The following is a 12,073-nucleotide window of genomic DNA, read 5'->3' on the forward strand; positions in this document are numbered from 1 at the left end:
GGCCGCCCGTGATCGGCCTTGCGCTCACCGCAACTGACCTGATTAGGAGAATCACCATGGCTTTCGAATTGCCGCCGCTGCCCTACGCACACGATGCACTGCAGCCGCACATCTCCAAAGAGACTCTGGAATTTCACCACGACAAGCACCACAACACCTACGTCGTGAACCTGAACAACCTGGTGCCTGGCACCGAGTTCGAAGGCAAGACCCTGGAAGAAATCGTCAAGACTTCCTCGGGCGGCATCTTCAACAACGCCGCTCAGGTCTGGAACCACACTTTCTACTGGAACTGCCTGGCGCCTAACGCCGGCGGTCAACCTACCGGCGCACTGGCTGAAGCCATCAACAAGGCCTTCGGTTCGTTCGACAAGTTCAAGGAAGAATTCAGCAAGACTTCCATCGGCACCTTCGGTTCCGGCTGGGGCTGGCTGGTGAAAAAGGCTGACGGCTCCCTGGCCCTGGCCAGCACCATCGGCGCCGGCAACCCGCTGACCAGTGGCGACACCCCGCTGCTGACCTGCGACGTCTGGGAACACGCCTACTACATCGACTACCGCAACCTTCGTCCGAAATACGTCGAAGCGTTCTGGAACCTGGTCAACTGGAAATTCGTGGCCGAGCAGTTCGAAGGCAAGGCGTTCACCGCCTAAGCTTCGATCCGACGCCCGACAAAAGAACCCGGCACCTTGCCGGGTTTTTTTTGCCCGGTATAAATGCTCGCCCTCGTTTTCGCGCGGATGACCTCACGTCCGAATCCCAACAAAAAATCCCTGAAGGCCTCAAGTTACGGGCCTCTGCAACCGACACAATGACCGTAGAGCAATCACTCTGGAAAAACCGCATATCGGCCATGTTCCAGGCAAAATCCCTTGTGTTTGATTGTCCCTTTGACTGACATCACAGGATTGCCAATACTCATGGCAACTTGACGCTACCCGCACGGTACAAGGAATCCCTCTTTGAAGCTGGAACTCAAGAACAGCTTGTCTGTGAAGTTGCTCCGGGTCGTGCTCCTTTCGGCATTGATCGTTGGCATGATTTTGAGCTGCGCTCAGATCGTGTTCGATGCCTACAAAACCAACCGGGCCGTCGCCAGCGATGCCCAGCGCATTCTCGATATGTTTCGCGACCCCTCGACCCAGGCCGTCTACAGCCTCGACCGGGAAATGGGCATGCAAGTGATCGAAGGGCTGTTCCAGGACGAGGCCGTGCGCATGGCCTCCATTGGTCACCCTCACGAAACCATGCTCGCCGAAAAAAGCCGGCCCTTGCAGCATTCCGAAAGCCGCTGGTTGACCGACCTGATCCTGGGCAAGGAACGCACCTTCACCACACAATTGGTCGGCCGTGGCCCCTACAGCGAATATTACGGCGACCTGAGCATCACCCTGGACACCGCCACCTACGGCCAGGGGTTCATCATCAGTTCCGTGATCATTTTCATCTCCGGCATGTTGCGGGCCCTGGCCATGGGCCTGGTGTTGTACCTGGTCTACCACTGGCTGCTGACCAAGCCGCTGTCGCGGATCATCGAGCACCTGACGGAAATCAATCCCGATCGCCCCAGTGCCCACAAGATTCCGCAGCTGCGCGGCCACGAGCAGAACGAACTGGGCCTGTGGATCAACACGGCCAACCAATTGCTCGCCTCCATCGAACGCAATACACACCTGCGCCACGAAGCGGAAAACAGTCTGCTGCGGATGGCCCAGTACGACTTCCTCACCGGCCTGCCCAACCGCCAGCAGCTCCAGCAGCAACTGGACAAGATCCTGGTGGATGCCGGCCGCCTGCAACGCCGGGTAGCGGTGCTGTGCGTGGGTCTGGATGACTTCAAGAGCATCAACGAACAGTTCAGTTACCAGACCGGCGACCAGCTGTTGCTGGCCCTGGCCGATCGGTTGCGGGCCCACAGCGGACGCCTGGGTGCGCTGGCACGGCTGGGAGGCGACCAGTTCGCCCTGGTGCAGGCCGACATCGAGCAACCTTACGAAGCCGCCGAGCTGTCGCAAAGCATCCTCGACGACCTGGAGGCGCCCTTCGCCCTCGACGACCAGGAAATCCGCCTGCGCGCCACCATTGGCATCACGCTGTTCCCCGAAGACGGCGACAGCACCGAGAAGCTGTTGCAGAAAGCCGAGCAGACCATGACCCTGGCCAAGTCCCGCTCGCGCAACCGCTACCAGTTCTACATCGCCAGCGTCGACAGCGAAATGCGCCGCCGTCGGGAGCTGGAGAAAGATTTACGCGAGGCCTTGGTCCGCAACCAATTCACCCTGGTCTACCAACCCCAGATCAGCTATCGCGACTTGCGGGTGGTGGGCACCGAGGCGCTGATTCGCTGGCACCATCCCGAACACGGCTTCGTGCCGCCGGATCTGTTCATTCCACTGGCCGAGCAGAACGGCACCATCATTGCCATCGGCGAATGGGTGCTGGACCAGGCCTGCAAGCAATTGCGCGACTGGCACGACCAGGGTTTCGTCGAAATGCGCATGGCGGTCAACCTGTCCACGGTGCAACTGCACCATGCCGAACTGCCCCGGGTGGTGAACAACCTCCTGCAGATGTACCGGTTGCCGCCTCGCAGCCTGGAACTCGAAGTCACCGAAACCGGCCTGATGGAAGACATCACCACCGCTGCCCAGCACTTGCTGAGCCTGCGCCGTTCCGGCGCGCTGATTGCCATCGACGACTTCGGGACCGGCTATTCGTCCCTGAGTTACCTCAAGAGCCTGCCGCTGGACAAGATCAAGATCGACAAGAGCTTCGTCCAGGACCTGCTCGACGACGAAGACGACGCGACCATTGTCCGCGCCATCATCCAACTGGGTAAAAGCCTCGGCATGCAGGTGATCGCCGAAGGCGTCGAGACAGTCGAACAGGAAGCCTACATCATCGCCGAGGGCTGCCATGAAGGTCAGGGCTACTACTACAGCAAACCCCTGCCAGCACGGGAGCTGGGTGTTTATCTGAAGCAGGCGCAGCGCAGCAAGGCCTCCATTCTCTGACGCTCTAAAGATCGCAGGCTTGGCCAGTTCCTACAGAGAAATTGCATCTTTCTGTAGGAACTGGCCAAGCCTGCGATCCGCGTACATTAAATAAGAAATATTTACAGCCGCAGCTCTTTACACATAATGCAAATCTTTCGCATTATGTCGCAGCTTTGCGCGCCCTTGCGCCAGTCCCATCCATTTTCGAAGCAGGATGTTTGCCATGATTCGTATGCCCCTGGCTACCGCCAGTCTGCTGGCCATCGCCATTTCCCTCGCCGGCTGCGGCGAAGGCAAGGACAAGGCTGCCGCGCCGCAAGCGCCGACGCCTGCCGCCAGCACCGCGGCACCGACCGCCCCTGCTGCCGCCGGCAAGCTCGACGAAGCCGCCGCCAAGGCTGTCGTCGCGCACTATGCCGATATGGTCTATGCCGTCTACAGCGATGCCGAATCTACCGCAAAAACCCTGCAAACCGCCGTCGACGCGTTCCTGGCCAAGCCGAACGCCGACACCCTGAAAGCCGCCCGGGCTGCCTGGGTCGCCGCACGCGTGCCTTACCTGCAGAGCGAAGTGTTCCGTTTCGGCAACACCATCATCGACGACTGGGAAGGTCAGGTGAACGCCTGGCCCCTGGACGAAGGCCTGATCGACTACGTCGACAAATCCTACGAGCATGCGCTGGGCAACCCAGGCGCCACCGCCAACATCATCGCCAACACCGAAGTCCAGGTGGGTGAAGACAAGGTCGACGTGAAGGACATCACCCCGGAAAAACTCGCCAGCCTGAATGAGCTGGGCGGTTCCGAGGCCAACGTCGCCACCGGCTACCACGCCATCGAATTCCTGCTGTGGGGCCAGGACCTCAACGGCACCGGCCCGGGCGCCGGCAACCGCCCGGCTTCCGATTACCTGGAAGGCGCCGGCGCCACTGGCGGCCACAACGACCGTCGTCGTGCCTACCTCAAGTCCGTGACCCAGTTGCTGGTCAGCGACCTGGAAGAAATGGTCGGTAACTGGAAGCCGAACGTGGCCGACAACTACCGCGCCACCCTGGAAGCGGAGCCGGCCGAAAGCGGCCTGCGCAAGATGCTGTTCGGCATGGGCAGCCTGTCCCTCGGTGAACTGGCGGGCGAGCGCATGAAGGTATCCCTGGAAGCCAACTCGCCAGAAGACGAGCAGGACTGCTTCAGCGACAACACCCACAACTCGCACTTCTACGACGCCAAGGGCGTGCGTAACGTGTACCTGGGCGAATACACCCGCGTCGACGGTACCAAGATGACCGGCGCCAGCCTGTCGTCCCTGGTGGCCAAGGCCGACCCGGCCGCGGATACCGCGCTCAAGGCCGACCTGGCCGATACCGAAGCCAAGATCCAGGTCATGGTCGATCACGCCAACAAGGGTGAGCACTACGACCAGTTGATCGCTGCCGGCAACACCGCCGGCAACCAGATCGTCCGCGACGCCATCGCCGCCCTGGTCAAGCAGACCGGTTCGATCGAACAGGCTGCCGGCAAACTGGGCATCAGCGACCTGAACCCGGACAACGCTGATCACGAGTTCTGATCGACGCTGGGCTGACTGAAAAAGGCGACCTCCGGGTCGCCTTTTTCATGGGCAGAAGAACCCGCTCCCACAGGTTTATTGCTTGGCCAACTCCGCCAATCGCCCCTCAAGAAACCGTCGCTCCGGCAGTTGCTGTGTCAATTCAAGCGCACGCCGATAAGCCGCCCTCGCCTCTTCCACTCGCCCCAACTGCCGGCAGAATTCCGCCCGTGCCGAGTGAGCCAGATGATAGTCAAGCAAGTCGCCACGCCCCAGGATCGCCTCGATCAGGCGCAATCCCGCCTCCGGCCCGTCACGTTTGGCCAGAGCGACGGCGCGATTGAGTTCGATCACCGGTGACGGCATGACCCGCAGCAGCACGTCATAAAGCCCGACGATTTGCGGCCAGTCGGTCTCCTGCGCGGTAGGCGCTTCGGCGTGAACAGCGGCAATCGCCGCTTGCAGGCAATAAGGCCCAAACCGGCGGGTATTCAACGCGGCTTCCACCAAACCGCAGCCTTCGGCAATCAGTTGTGCATTCCACAAGGAGCGGTCCTGTTCATCCAGCAGCACCAACTCACCAGTGTCCGAGGTGCGCGCCGTCCGCCGGGATTCGTGCAACAGCATCAGCGCCAACAATCCCATGACCTCGGCTTCAGGCAACAACTCCATCAGCAGCCGTGCAAGGCGAATGGCCTCGCGGGTCAGGTCTTCTCGGGTCAATTCGGCGCCCATCGAAGCCGAGTAACCTTCGTTGAACACCAGGTAGATCACCCGCAGCACACTGTCCAAGCGCTCGGGCAGTTCCGGACGGGACGGGACCTGGTAGGGAATTTTCGCGTCGCGAATCTTCGCCTTGGCCCGCACGATACGCTGGGCGATGGCGGCCGGTGCGGCGAGGAAGGCACGGGCGATTTCCTCGGTGGTCAGGTCGCAGACTTCCCGCAGCGTCAACGGCACCTGGGCATCCGCCGCCAGGGCCGGATGGCAACAGGTGAAAATCAGCCGCAGACGATCGTCTTCCACGTCTTCGTCGCTCCAGTCAGACTGTTCAAGCGCCTCGAGCTGGGCGATCAGCATTGGCTGGGACGCCGCGAAGCGCGCTCGCCTGCGCAAACTGTCGATGGCCTTGAAGCGCCCGGCGGACACCAGCCAGGCCCTAGGGTTGTCCGGCACACCGTCACGTTGCCAACGCTCGACCGCAATGAAGAAGGCTTCGTGCAGGGCTTCCTCCGCCAGGTCGAAATCCCCCAGCAAGCGAATCAGCGTCGCCAGGATCCGCCGCGAGTCTTGCCGATAGACCTGCTCGACCCGCGCCTTGACCACATCGGCCGACATCAGTCGGGCATGCCTTGGGTGACCAACGCTTCGAGCCGGTCCAGGCTCTGGCCCCAGCCGTCATGGAACCCCATGGCCTCGTGGGCCTGCCGGTCCTCTTCGCTCCAGTGCAGGGCTCGGGCGGTGTAGCGGGTTTTTCCGCCCTCCTCTTCAAGCACCACCTCGGCGGTCATGAAGGCCTTGCCAGAGGGCACCCAGCCAGGCACGAACGCATCGGTGAACACCAGCCGCCGGGGGGCGACGATTTCCAGGAACACCCCCATGCTCGGGTATTCGCTGCCGTCAGGCGCACGCATCAGGGTGCGAAACTGACCGCCTACCCACAGGTCCATTTCGCATTCCGGCGTGGTCATGCCGTGGGGCCCCCACCACTGGACCAGCAGGGCAGGCTCGGTCCAGGCTCGGAAGATCTTCTGGCGCGGGGCATCGATCAGCCGACTGATGGACAACTCGAAAGCAGCAGGTGTGAGGTTCATGAATCGAATCCTGTTTGTGATTGTTGTTCAGGGGTTCAATTGGCGCACCGGTCGGACTTCGACACAACCGACCCGGGCCGCCGGGATGTTGCCGGCGACCTGGATGGCCTCGTTCAAGTCCTTGGCGTCGATCAGATAGAAACCCGCCAGTTGTTCCTTGGTCTCGGCGAACGGTCCGTCGGTGATCGACAGCTTGCCGCCGCGCATGCGCACGGTGGTCGCGGTCTGCACCGACTCCAGGGCCTCGGCGGCGATCATCCGCCCGCTGCCCTGGATCGACTCGGCGTAGGCCATGCACTCGGCGTCCTCCGGGCTGTCGGGCGAGCTGTGCAGCGTTTGTTCGTTGCTATACACCAGGCATAAGTACTTCATGGAAAACTCCGGGATCGAACGGATCAACTATGACGGTAGAAGGACGCGGCGGCGAAAAAACCGACGATCAGGGCTGAAGATCGAAGATCGCCGTGCCCGCCATCGGATCGAACGGCGCCGACCAATGTTCATGGACGATCCTCCACTGTCCCGCCACACGTTGGTAGCAGGCCGTCACTCGCATCCAGCACGCCTGTTCTTCGCCCTTGTCGTTGGTGCCACCGCAATAGGCCAGCCAATGGGCGAAAGCGATGCTGTCCGCCACGTTGATCTTGACCTGGTGGAAGTCGAACTTGTGCGGGCCGGGGCACATTTCCATGCAGGCCTGCCAATGGGCGCGATAGGCGACCTTGCCCTTGAATTGCAGGGCCTGGATGGCGTCGAACGAGACGATGTCGTCGGCATAGAGCGCCATGACTTTTTCAACGTCCTTGGCCATGACGGCCTGACGATAGGTATCGATCAGGGCCTGGATTTCGGTTTCGGTGGCTTGGGTGTTCATGGTGATTCTCCACAGTTTTTGTTGAAGACACCCTTTGTCGTTTGGGGAGACGGCGAATCGACATCTCGGATGAAAATAATTCAAGGAAGAAAATTCGCTAGAATTGCGCTCCATCCTGCAGACAAACAACGGACGTGACTGTGACTGCTCAACTTGTCGACTATGAAAATCTGAGCGCTGCCCAGCGCCAACAGGTGGAAGCCATCGAGCTCCTTCCCGAACAGATCCGGTTCTCCGGCGATATCCACGGTGCACTGCACATGTTGCTGTCCCGGCCCTGCCCGGGGGTCAAGGGTTTCGCGTTGCTGGTCGACGGCGCGCCGGTGGCGTTCCTGCTGCTCAAGCGTCCGCCCATGTTGCCCGCCTGGGCCGATGAGCACAGCGCAACCCTGCATGCCCTGCAGGTCGATCGCCGGGCCCAGGGCAAGGGTCACGGCAGGGCCTGCCTGCAAGCACTGCCCGCAGTGGCGCGTGCGGCCTGGCCGGAAATCAGGGGGTTGGAGCTCGCGGTCGATGCCGATAACGAATCGGCTATTGGCCTGTACACCCAAATGGGCTGGATCGACTGTGGCGAAGCCTACAAGGGCCGCATCGGTTATGAGCGGCGGATGGGCTTGATGTTCCAGGGCCCTAGTGGCCTGTGTGGCTAATTTGAGTACTCGAATTAACCGTACAGGCCACTAGCTTTTGAGCGGTATCCAGATCTCCAGAGTTCCTTCGTTGGTCTTGGGGTTGAAGTCTTCGCTGTAGCGCTCGAACTCCGGAGCGTCCGCCGCTTCGTGACCCGATTGGGGCAACCAGACATTCCAGATGTAGTGAAAGGTGTCCTGCAGGCTCTTCAATGGCCCATGGTGTTCGAACACCGCATAGTGAGCGGGCTGGATTTCGATCCAGCGGTACTGTTCCGGCAGATCGTCGAGTCGACTGATCTCCACCCCGGCGATGTATTCGAATCCGCCGTTCCCGTCCGGGTTGCAACACACACCGTAGGTAACTTCGCTTTTCTGCCCTGGCACGTTACCGAGCCAGGGCAGAAACTTTTCCCAGAGCAGGGGGATACCCTGGGCGGTTTCCTGGGTAAAACGGCCGCCAAAACCGGCGATAAGATGAAAGTTTCCGTGTTCGAAGCGTGGCTCGGCTGTGTAATCGCGTTGGGGCTTTTCCATGCGTCAACACTCCGCAAAACATGAGGTCGGGTTTGGCAGTATAGAAGCCAAACCATGAATGCCAGGGCCGTTTCGCTTATCAGGCCGCGGGAACCAACGTCGCTACAGAGGCCCCTACAAACTCGTTGTAGCCAGAAACGATCACGTAAACAGCGAAATAACAGAAGATCGCAGCGGATGCCCAATAGGAATAACGCAGCAATTTATCCCCCAATAATTTTCCGCCCTGGGTGGCAGCCAGGCACAGGCCTGCACTCCACAGCAGCCCGGCGCAGAGGAAACCACCGAGGAAAAGTATCGAGCTGAGCACAGTGCCACCCCCTGAGCGGGCGATGAGCGTACCGCCCACGGCCGCGAACCAGAGGATGGCACTGGGCGACGACATGGCCAGGAAGATCCCACGCAGAAATTCCTGGCCAGAGGAGTTGCCCCGCGCCTCACCCGCCTGTTCCAGCACTGCGCCGTGATAAATCGCCGAATGGACCATTTTCGCCGCGAAATACAGCAACAGCACCGAACCGCCGATCCACAGTACCCAGCGCACCGCTTCGTACTGCAGCAACACCGTCATGCCGGCCAGGGCCAGCACCGCATAGACCAAGTCGCCCACGCAGGTGCCCAGGCCCAGGGCAAAACCCTGGAAATAACCACGTTGCATGGCAAGCGTGATCATCGCGATATTGGCGACGCCAATGTCCAGGCACAGGGAGAGACTCAGCAAAAAACCGCTGGAAAATTCCATCATCATTCCGTTCGGGTTGGGTATGGCGAATTGAGCAGTCCGCACGCATTCCACGGACGGGTCGACAGTGTCGTCGAAAATAGTTGTGGGCCGCCACTGGACAAGCGGCCATGGCGGCCATTATCTTGCGCCGCAGGCCACCGCAGTGGCCAACGTCGCTCGGACGGTTCCGGGCGCTCACGTATCTCGAGGCAACAATGGCCGAACAAGGTTCGCCGCGCCGCTTTGCGCGCATCGATCGACTCCCCCCTTACGTATTCAATATCACTGCCGAGCTGAAGATGGCTGCGCGTCGGCGCGGCGAAGACATCATCGACTTGAGCATGGGTAACCCCGACGGCGCCACGCCCCCACACATCGTGGAAAAACTGGTCACCGTCGCCCAGCGTGAAGACACCCATGGATACTCCACCTCCAAAGGCATCCCGCGCCTGCGCCGCGCCATTTCGCGCTGGTACAAGGACCGCTACGAGGTGGACATCGACCCTGAAAGCGAAGCCATCGTCACCATCGGCTCCAAGGAAGGCCTGGCCCACCTGATGCTGGCGACCCTGGACCAGGGCGACACGGTACTGGTGCCCAACCCCAGCTACCCGATCCATATTTACGGCGCAGTGATCGCCGGCGCCCAGGTGCGCTCGGTGCCGCTGATACCGGGCGTGGATTTCTTCGACGAACTGGAGCGGGCCATTCGCGGTTCGATTCCCAAGCCGAAGATGATGATCCTGGGCTTCCCGTCCAACCCCACCGCCCAGTGCGTGGAACTGGATTTCTTCGAACGGGTCATCGCCCTGGCCAAGCAGTACGATGTGCTGGTGATCCACGACCTGGCCTACGCCGACATCGTCTACGACGGCTGGAAAGCGCCATCGATCATGCAGGTGCCCGGCGCAAAAGACATTGCGGTGGAGTTCTTCACTCTGTCCAAGAGTTACAACATGGCCGGCTGGCGCATTGGCTTCATGGTCGGCAACCCGGAACTGGTCAGCGCCCTGGCACGGATCAAGAGCTACCACGACTACGGCACCTTCACGCCCTTGCAGGTGGCCGCCATCGCCGCGCTGGAAGGCGACCAACAATGCGTGCGCGACATCGCCGAGCAGTACCGCCAGCGCCGCAATGTGCTGGTCAAGGGCCTGCATGAACTGGGTTGGATGGTGGAGAACCCCAAGGCGTCGATGTACGTCTGGGCCAAGATTCCCGAGGCCTATGCCCACCTGGGCTCGCTGGAGTTTGCCAAGAAGCTGCTGGCCGAAGCCAAGGTCTGCGTCTCACCGGGCGTGGGCTTCGGCGAATATGGGGATGATCATGTGCGCTTTGCGCTGATCGAGAACCAGGACCGGATCCGCCAGGCCGTGCGTGGGATCCGGGCAATGTTCCGGGCGGATGGGTTGGTCGGCAAGACCAACACCTGATACAAGCCCAATGTGGGAGCGAGCCTGCTCGCGATAGCGGTGGGTCAGTTGCATGGATGCTTCTGACATACCGCCATCGCGAGCAGGCTCGCTCCCACAGTTGTTTGTGCTGGGCCTTCAGACCACCAGCGACAGCAACAGGATGAAGCCCAACCCCACCACCGACAGGATGGTTTCCATCGCCGTCCAGGTCTTGAAGGTTTCGGCCACGGTCATGTTGAAGTACTGCTTGACCAGCCAGAAGCCCGCATCATTGACGTGAGACAGAATCAACGAACCGGCGCCGGTGGCTAGCACCAGTAGCTCACGGTTCACACCTGGAATCATCCCTACCACCGGAACCACGATGCCTGCGCCAGTGATGGTGGCGACGGTGGCCGAGCCGGTGGCGATACGAATCACCGCTGCGACCAGCCAGGCCAGCAGGATCGGCGAAATCTGCGCACTCACGGCCATATGGCCGATCACGTCACCCACGCCGCTGGTCACCAGCATCTGCTTGAAGCCACCACCGGCACCGATGATCAGGATGATCGCGGCAGTCGGTGCCAGGCTCGCGTCGAGCAACTTCAGGATCTGGTTGGAACCGATGCCCTGGCGATGGCCGAAGGTGTACAGCGACAGCAGCAAGGCCAGCAGCAGTGCCGAGATCGGGTGACCGATCAGGTCCATGAAGGTGCGGAAGATGTTGCCGTCCGGCAGCACCACGTCGGCAAAGGTCTTGAGCAGCATCAGGAACACTGGCAGCAGCACGGTGACCAGGGTGATGCCGAAGCTCGGCAGTTCCTTGGCCTCGGGCTCACGGGCCAATTGATCGACCAGCTCCTGATTGGCGTGGCCAGGGATGTGCTTGGCGATGAACGTACCGAAAATCGGACCGGCAATGATGGCGGTCGGCAAGGCTACGATCAGGCCATAGAGAATGGTCTTGCCGATGTCGGCACCGAACACGCCGATGGCCAGCAGCGGGCCCGGGTGTGGCGGCACCAGGCCGTGCACCGCGGACAGGCCGGCGAGCAGCGGGATACCGATCTTGATGATCGACACGCCGGTGCGGCGCGCCACGATGAACACCAGCGGGATCAGCAGCACGAAACCGATTTCGAAGAACAGCGGGATCCCCACCAGGAACGCGGCGAACATCATGGCCCACTGCACCTTGTCCTTGCCGAAGGCGCGGATCAAGGTCTGGGCGATCTGATCCGCCCCGCCCGACTCGGCCATCATCTTACCGAGCATGGTGCCCAGGGCCAGGATGATCCCGACAAAGCCCAGCACGCCGCCGAAACCATCCTGGAAGGCCTTGATGATGGTGCCGATCGGCATGCCCGACGTCAGGCCGAGAAACGCGGCCGCGATGGTCAGGGCAATGAACGGGTGGAATTTGAACTGGGTGATGAGGAGGATGAGTCCGATCACCGTGACCACTGCATCGAGCAGTAGGAACGTCTCGTGGGACATGCCAAACATGAGGGGTGTCTCCTGATTTGTTGTTGTTATTGAAGCAGTTATTTGTAAGC

General features: G+C 61.0%; 12 protein-coding genes. 5 read left to right on the forward strand and 7 right to left on the reverse strand.

Annotation, left to right across the window (positions count from 1 at the left end):
- Nucleotides 1–56 precede the first annotated feature (56 nt).
- The 3 genes from ACODTO_RS20880 (at nucleotide 57) to ACODTO_RS20890 (ending at nucleotide 4,563) form a co-directional block, all read left to right on the forward strand.
- The gene (locus ACODTO_RS20880; protein ID WP_024781210.1) at nucleotides 57–653 is read left to right on the forward strand and encodes a superoxide dismutase; all 597 of its coding nucleotides are present in this window, start codon (nucleotides 57–59) and stop codon (nucleotides 651–653) included.
- Nucleotides 654–962: 309 nt separating this feature from the next.
- The gene (locus ACODTO_RS20885; RefSeq protein ID WP_175363749.1) at nucleotides 963–3,014 is read left to right on the forward strand and encodes a putative bifunctional diguanylate cyclase/phosphodiesterase; all 2,052 of its coding nucleotides are present in this window, start codon (nucleotides 963–965) and stop codon (nucleotides 3,012–3,014) included.
- Between the two features lie 205 nt (nucleotides 3,015–3,219).
- Nucleotides 3,220–4,563 (forward strand): imelysin family protein, encoded by a 1,344-nt coding sequence (locus ACODTO_RS20890; protein WP_139647636.1) that lies wholly within the window; start codon nucleotides 3,220–3,222, stop codon nucleotides 4,561–4,563.
- A gap of 75 nt (nucleotides 4,564–4,638) precedes the next feature.
- On the opposite strand, the gene ACODTO_RS20895 is transcribed toward ACODTO_RS20890, so the two are convergent.
- The 4 genes from ACODTO_RS20895 to ACODTO_RS20910 form a co-directional block, all read right to left on the reverse strand.
- Entirely contained in the window at nucleotides 4,639–5,880 is a 1,242-nt protein-coding gene (locus ACODTO_RS20895; RefSeq protein ID WP_139647634.1) for an RNA polymerase sigma factor, read from the reverse strand.
- The gene (locus ACODTO_RS20900) at nucleotides 5,880–6,356 is read right to left on the reverse strand and encodes an SRPBCC family protein (RefSeq protein WP_489106993.1); all 477 of its coding nucleotides are present in this window, start codon (nucleotides 6,354–6,356) and stop codon (nucleotides 5,880–5,882) included. The genes ACODTO_RS20895 and ACODTO_RS20900 overlap by 1 nt, the downstream gene beginning before the upstream one ends.
- Nucleotides 6,357–6,383: 27 nt before the next feature.
- On the reverse strand, nucleotides 6,384–6,728 hold the full coding sequence (locus ACODTO_RS20905) for a YciI family protein (protein WP_041023844.1): 345 nt from the start codon (nucleotides 6,726–6,728) through the stop codon (nucleotides 6,384–6,386).
- 67 nt (nucleotides 6,729–6,795) lie between these two features.
- Nucleotides 6,796–7,230, reverse strand: coding sequence for a YybH family protein (locus ACODTO_RS20910; protein WP_175386823.1), 435 nt, complete (start codon nucleotides 7,228–7,230; stop codon nucleotides 6,796–6,798).
- Nucleotides 7,231–7,370: 140 nt separating this feature from the next.
- Here ACODTO_RS20910 and ACODTO_RS20915 point away from each other — a divergent pair, with 140 nt between their 5' ends.
- Complete coding sequence (locus tag ACODTO_RS20915; RefSeq protein ID WP_139647632.1) at nucleotides 7,371–7,880, forward strand: GNAT family N-acetyltransferase; 510 nt, start codon at nucleotides 7,371–7,373, stop codon at nucleotides 7,878–7,880.
- A gap of 30 nt (nucleotides 7,881–7,910) precedes the next feature.
- Here ACODTO_RS20915 and ACODTO_RS20920 read toward each other — a convergent pair whose 3' ends face one another.
- On the reverse strand, nucleotides 7,911–8,396 hold the full coding sequence (locus tag ACODTO_RS20920) for a GyrI-like domain-containing protein (RefSeq protein ID WP_139647631.1): 486 nt from the start codon (nucleotides 8,394–8,396) through the stop codon (nucleotides 7,911–7,913).
- 79 nt (nucleotides 8,397–8,475) lie between these two features.
- The gene (locus ACODTO_RS20925) at nucleotides 8,476–9,138 is read right to left on the reverse strand and encodes a LysE family translocator (protein ID WP_139647629.1); all 663 of its coding nucleotides are present in this window, start codon (nucleotides 9,136–9,138) and stop codon (nucleotides 8,476–8,478) included.
- Between the two features lie 197 nt (nucleotides 9,139–9,335).
- Between ACODTO_RS20925 and alaC the strand changes: the two genes are divergently transcribed.
- Nucleotides 9,336–10,553, forward strand: coding sequence for an alanine transaminase (gene alaC / locus ACODTO_RS20930; protein WP_175363754.1), 1,218 nt, complete (start codon nucleotides 9,336–9,338; stop codon nucleotides 10,551–10,553).
- A 117-nt stretch (nucleotides 10,554–10,670) separates the two neighbouring features.
- On the opposite strand, the gene ACODTO_RS20935 is transcribed toward alaC, so the two are convergent.
- The gene (locus ACODTO_RS20935; protein ID WP_041023850.1) at nucleotides 10,671–12,023 is read right to left on the reverse strand and encodes a GntP family permease; all 1,353 of its coding nucleotides are present in this window, start codon (nucleotides 12,021–12,023) and stop codon (nucleotides 10,671–10,673) included.
- Nucleotides 12,024–12,073 lie beyond the last annotated feature (50 nt).

It is taken from the genome of Pseudomonas sp. FG13 (assembly GCF_057809755.1).

What these genes read in the sequence shown, in the direction of transcription:
- ACODTO_RS20880 (WP_024781210.1), top strand. Translation starts at nt 57, where the DNA reads ATGGCTTTCGAATTGCCGCCGCTGCCCTACGCACACGATGCACTGCAG.
- ACODTO_RS20890 (WP_139647636.1), top strand. Translation starts at nt 3,220, where the DNA reads ATGATTCGTATGCCCCTGGCTACCGCCAGTCTGCTGGCCATCGCCATT.
- ACODTO_RS20895 (WP_139647634.1), bottom strand. Translation starts at nt 5,880, where the DNA reads ATGTCGGCCGATGTGGTCAAGGCGCGGGTCGAGCAGGTCTATCGGCAA.
- ACODTO_RS20900 (WP_489106993.1), bottom strand. Translation starts at nt 6,356, where the DNA reads ATGAACCTCACACCTGCTGCTTTCGAGTTGTCCATCAGTCGGCTGATC.
- ACODTO_RS20905 (WP_041023844.1), bottom strand. Translation starts at nt 6,728, where the DNA reads ATGAAGTACTTATGCCTGGTGTATAGCAACGAACAAACGCTGCACAGC.
- ACODTO_RS20910 (WP_175386823.1), bottom strand. Translation starts at nt 7,230, where the DNA reads ATGAACACCCAAGCCACCGAAACCGAAATCCAGGCCCTGATCGATACC.
- ACODTO_RS20920 (WP_139647631.1), bottom strand. Translation starts at nt 8,396, where the DNA reads ATGGAAAAGCCCCAACGCGATTACACAGCCGAGCCACGCTTCGAACAC.
- ACODTO_RS20925 (WP_139647629.1), bottom strand. Translation starts at nt 9,138, where the DNA reads ATGGAATTTTCCAGCGGTTTTTTGCTGAGTCTCTCCCTGTGCCTGGAC.
- alaC (WP_175363754.1), top strand. Translation starts at nt 9,336, where the DNA reads ATGGCCGAACAAGGTTCGCCGCGCCGCTTTGCGCGCATCGATCGACTC.
- ACODTO_RS20935 (WP_041023850.1), bottom strand. Translation starts at nt 12,023, where the DNA reads ATGTTTGGCATGTCCCACGAGACGTTCCTACTGCTCGATGCAGTGGTC.